Source organism: Dolichospermum sp. LEGE 00246 (assembly GCF_015207865.1).
GTDB lineage: Bacteria > Cyanobacteriota > Cyanobacteriia > Cyanobacteriales > Nostocaceae > Dolichospermum > Dolichospermum heterosporum.
Genome location: NZ_JADEWA010000487.1, coordinates 1 through 4015, shown reverse-complemented (window position 1 = coordinate 4015; position 4015 = coordinate 1). Strand labels below are relative to the sequence as shown.

Below are 4015 nucleotides of genomic sequence, written 5' to 3'. Positions count from 1 at the left end.
CATCTAGCTAACATTACCCCAGAAATGGGAGTTGGTTTCCAGGTTCCAATCAAAAATCTGGTTTCAATTTTAATATCCACAGCGGTTAAAACCGCTCGTGTCGTTTCCCTCTCAGGTCTAAAGACGCTGAGTTTCCCACTTACCGGGTATTCTTATGAAAAATAGAGCTAAGGCAACTGCCAAAAACATTGAAGGTAAGGTTCAAGAAGCAGTAGGTGATTTAACCGGAGATCCAAAAACTCAAGCAGAAGGCAAGGCAAAACAAGCAGAAGCCAAAGTTCGCCACGCAGTTGAAGATGTGAAGGATCAAGCCAAAGAAATGATCGAGTAGATTAAGTAATTGGACAAAAATATTTACAGTCATTGCGAGGGAAGGGAAGCAATCACAACCCTTGGGATTGCTTCATTTCACTTCGTTCCATATGGCTAACGCCACGCAACGCTTACGCAATGACATTGTGTAATTAATTCTGTCTCACTACTTAACTAGTAGTTCGTCAAATTTATTTTGACGGGTAATGATCGGAAAAAACTTCTGTTCTTCCCTCCCCTGCCTCCCCTGCCTCTCTTCTCCCCCTGCTTGCCTTCACCCGTCATTTTCGGGTTGACAGACTACCAGGCAGGGGCGGGGGAAATAAGGCTTTTTTTGATCTTACAAACTAATTCTTAATTACCTTGTTACCTGCCACTTTTTCCCTTGTGAAAGGATAAAAAAATGACCTTGATTAATAATAAACGAGCAGTGGGAGTATTTTCTAGTCACGAAGAAGTAGAAGATGCTCTAAATGAACTGCGAGATAATGGATTTGACATGAATCAGGTATCTGTGATTGCTAAACATGATGAAGATCTAAATCAGCGATACCAAATTGGTGAAACACGAGTTCAAGAACCAACAGAAACCCGTGAAATCGGCCATGAAACCACTCATGAAACCACTCGTGTAGAGGAAGGCGCGAAAACTGGAGTCGAGGCAGGAGGAGCAGTTGGGGGGTTGGCAGGGTTACTAATTGGGTTAGGAACTCTAGCAATTCCAGGGATTGGTCCAATTATGTTAGCCGGAGCAGCAGCTACAGCGATCGCTACTACTATAGCCGGTGGAGCTATCGGAGCAGCAGTTGGTGGGTTAATTGGTAGTTTAGTAGGTTTAGGAATCCCTGAACATCGGGCGCAAGTGTATCACGATTATGTAGTTGACGGAGATTATTTAGTAATTGTAGATGGCACAGAAGCGGAAATCCTGAGAGCAGAAACCATTTTCAAACACAAGGGAATGCGTGAATGGGAAGTTTACAATAGTCCAACTATTAGCCGTTCTGCCAATCCTGTTGTCTCTCGTGTGTAAAAGGGATGCAAACTATGAAAGCAATTATGCCTTTTGTCCTCAGTAGCATTTTACTTCTGGGAACGGTTGCTTGTGACAATAAAGCCAAAACTAGCAGCAGTGCGCCAGATACTACCGATAAAACTGGTGAAGTTCCCACAGACAAAACAATTCTAGCCAATCAAAAAGACGCAACTAGCCAAGTTCGTCGAGATCAACTCAACGCAGATATTCGCGCCCGTGAGCAACGCAATAACGTCATTGGAGGAAGTGCAACCCGCGCTAATAGTGATCTTGCCAGTGAGGTTCGTTCTAAGTTGGAGGCGAATATTCCCTCTAGTCAATTGACTGTGGCTGCTAAAGATGGGGCAGTTGTCGTGGTTGGGAATGTCCAGACTCAAGAACAACTAAATAAAATTAATTCTCTTGCTAAAGAAATCAAAGGTGTCAGAAGCGTCAAAGTTGTAGTCAAAATTGTTCCAGCCGTACCCAGTCCAAAACTATAACCGATAGTATTTATTAATTAACAACCTATAAATAAGGAGAATTTCATGAATCTATTTTCACAAGTTCGCAAGTTTTTTCTCATCATTAGTTTAGTTTTCTGTCTGGGAATTTTCACAGCTTTTACTGCTGAGGTTAGTCTCGCCCAGACTCAAATTGCCACAACCATGAATCGAGTCGAAGCCACAACTAAAAATATTGAAGGTAAAGTTCAAGAAACTTTAGGTAATGTGACAGGAAACAAAAAAGATCAATTCATGGGCAAAGCCAAGCAAGCTGAAAGTAAAGTTCGTAGTGCAGTTGAAGATATAAAAGATGCAAAATGGCAACCAAAATCAAGGGCAGTCACCAAAAATATTGAAGCTAAAACTGAAAAAGCCATAGATAATAGTATTGTCAACCCTAAGTATCTACCTGGTGGAAAAACTAATGATATAAAAAGTGAATCTCGTAACCCAGCAAATAAAATGAAAGAAGAGCTTCGCAACACTTTTAAGTAATCCTGAATTAAAACTTGTAGGTTGGGTTGACGCAAGGAAACCCAACATTTTTAGGATTTACTTGCTGGAAATTAAGAGGATGTTTCAAAAGTATCAGAATTAATCGAGATCCCCCCAACCCCCCTTACAAAGGGGGGCTAAATTCCTCAAAGTCCCCCTTGAAAAGGGGGATTTAGGGGGATCTGCGGGTGTCAGATCCCACACGAAAAAGTTTTCAAACAACCTCTAAGGCTCTTGCGTCTCTTTTATGGTGATTGAGGATTGATGATAACAAAACCCTTACGGGACAAGAGTTATAAACAATTATTTCCATATTTTCAATGAAATGCTTACACAATAAGGCTTTCAATGATTTTGAACCAGGTTTTCCATAAAAATAACCGAAGAACCTAAATTAACCAGAAATACAATTACTTTTAACATTCATTGATGAATTCACAATTAGCCACTTTTTGGAATTTATCTGCCGACCAGATATTTGTGCAGTTACAATCAACCCCACAAGGTTTAAGCAGTGAAGAAGCTAAACAACGCCTGAGTAAGTACGGTGCAAATAGCCTCAAGCAAAAACAGCAATCCCACCAGGAGATTGCGGGAAGGCTGGGAGCCGCGTCTCTTTAGAGCGCGGGGGAAAGCCTACTCGTGCGGTTTTAACCGCTTCCAATATTCTCAACCATGATGCGGGTCATTAATATATCTTTCTATAGTATCAGCAGCAACGTTTCCAGCAGTTGAAAAGAAATAGCTGCTAGTCCAAAGTGACGGTAGCTTTTTTAATTCTGGGAACTCTTTTCTTAGGTAATTAGATGAGCGTCCTTTAAATGCTTTAACTACCTGAAATATTGCATCAGTTGGATGAATCTCTACGAATAAATGAATGTGATCTGGTGCAACTTCTAACGCCCGAATATTCCAATCTTTTTCAATAGCTAATGCCGAAAATATCTCAAAAATCCTATCCCTGATTTTCCCTACAAGCACTTTTTTTCGGCGTTTAGGTATCCAGACTAAATGAATCTCCGACAGCGTGATTATAATGCCGATATTCATAAGAACTTTTTTTCATATATTTTAGCTATTGACTTCCTTTAAATTGTAGACTAAGATAGTTATATCGTCAATCATATCAACAAAATAAACCTGTGCAAATACGCTGGAGATTCAAGCTACAACCGAATATTGGGCAACAAGCCTTAATGTCTGAGTGGCTTGTTACTTTGCGGAAACACAGAAATTATTGTTTAGCAGAACGTCAGCGCGGATTTGAAACTAATAACCAAAAATCAGATGAGTCTGTTATGTACCAATATGGCGCATTTTCAGACTTAGATAGTCGTATTGAATATGGTTCTTATTGCCCTTTGACCTGCCCCGTCGTTAAGCATGGTGTAATGTCCTCTGGGTTAACAAAAAATAGTAAGAAGCATGGTTTAACCTGGGGTAGTGCGACTGATATTCAAGGCAAGAGAACAACTGAACTACGTTCTGAGTCTGAATGGTATAGCCGAATTAATTCAGATGTTTTACAAGGCAATTTAGCTAAATTAGATATTGCTTATAACGGATTTTTTCAACACAAAAGGGGTTTCCCTGCGTTTCGTAAAGCAGCCAACTTTAAAACATTTCAATTCAAGCCAGGACAAGTAAAATTAACTGTTAATCGTGAATCTAATCAGCCCCGATGCTA

The 4015-nt window shown here is 40.2% G+C and carries 5 protein-coding genes and 2 pseudogenes; 6 read left to right on the top strand and 1 reads right to left on the bottom strand.

The window, feature by feature from the left end:
• The first annotated feature begins 154 nt into the window (after window positions 1-154).
• The 5 genes from IQ228_RS22685 (at window position 155) to IQ228_RS22665 (ending at window position 2949) form a co-directional block, all read left to right on the top strand.
• Complete coding sequence (locus tag IQ228_RS22685) at window positions 155-331, top strand: CsbD family protein (protein ID WP_072033607.1); 177 nt, start codon at window positions 155-157, stop codon at window positions 329-331.
• A gap of 384 nt (window positions 332-715) precedes the next feature.
• Entirely contained in the window at window positions 716-1345 is a 630-nt protein-coding gene (locus tag IQ228_RS22680; RefSeq protein WP_190383862.1) for a general stress protein, read from the top strand.
• A gap of 14 nt (window positions 1346-1359) precedes the next feature.
• Entirely contained in the window at window positions 1360-1830 is a 471-nt protein-coding gene (locus IQ228_RS22675; protein ID WP_193964524.1) for a BON domain-containing protein, read from the top strand.
• A gap of 45 nt (window positions 1831-1875) precedes the next feature.
• Window positions 1876-2328, top strand: a complete 453-nt coding sequence (locus tag IQ228_RS27505) for a CsbD family protein (RefSeq protein ID WP_053538303.1) — start codon at window positions 1876-1878, stop codon at window positions 2326-2328.
• 429 nt (window positions 2329-2757) lie between these two features.
• Window positions 2758-2949 (top strand): cation-transporting P-type ATPase, encoded by a 192-nt coding sequence (locus IQ228_RS22665; protein ID WP_228044024.1) that lies wholly within the window; start codon window positions 2758-2760, stop codon window positions 2947-2949.
• Between the two features lie 48 nt (window positions 2950-2997).
• Here the strand turns inward: IQ228_RS22665 and tnpA are convergent.
• Window positions 2998-3394 (bottom strand): annotated as a pseudogene (gene tnpA / locus IQ228_RS22660) (IS200/IS605 family transposase).
• Between the two features lie 76 nt (window positions 3395-3470).
• Between tnpA and IQ228_RS22655 the strand changes: the two are divergent.
• Window positions 3471-4015: pseudogene (locus IQ228_RS22655) on the top strand (hypothetical protein); the annotation flags it as partial.

Coding starts and splice junctions, on each gene's coding strand:
- IQ228_RS27505 (WP_053538303.1), top strand. CDS start 1,876: ATGAATCTATTTTCACAAGTTCGCAAGTTTTTTCTCATCATTAGTTTA.
- IQ228_RS22675 (WP_193964524.1), top strand. CDS start 1,360: ATGAAAGCAATTATGCCTTTTGTCCTCAGTAGCATTTTACTTCTGGGA.
- IQ228_RS22665 (WP_228044024.1), top strand. CDS start 2,758: ATGAATTCACAATTAGCCACTTTTTGGAATTTATCTGCCGACCAGATA.
- IQ228_RS22685 (WP_072033607.1), top strand. CDS start 155: ATGAAAAATAGAGCTAAGGCAACTGCCAAAAACATTGAAGGTAAGGTT.
- IQ228_RS22680 (WP_190383862.1), top strand. CDS start 716: ATGACCTTGATTAATAATAAACGAGCAGTGGGAGTATTTTCTAGTCAC.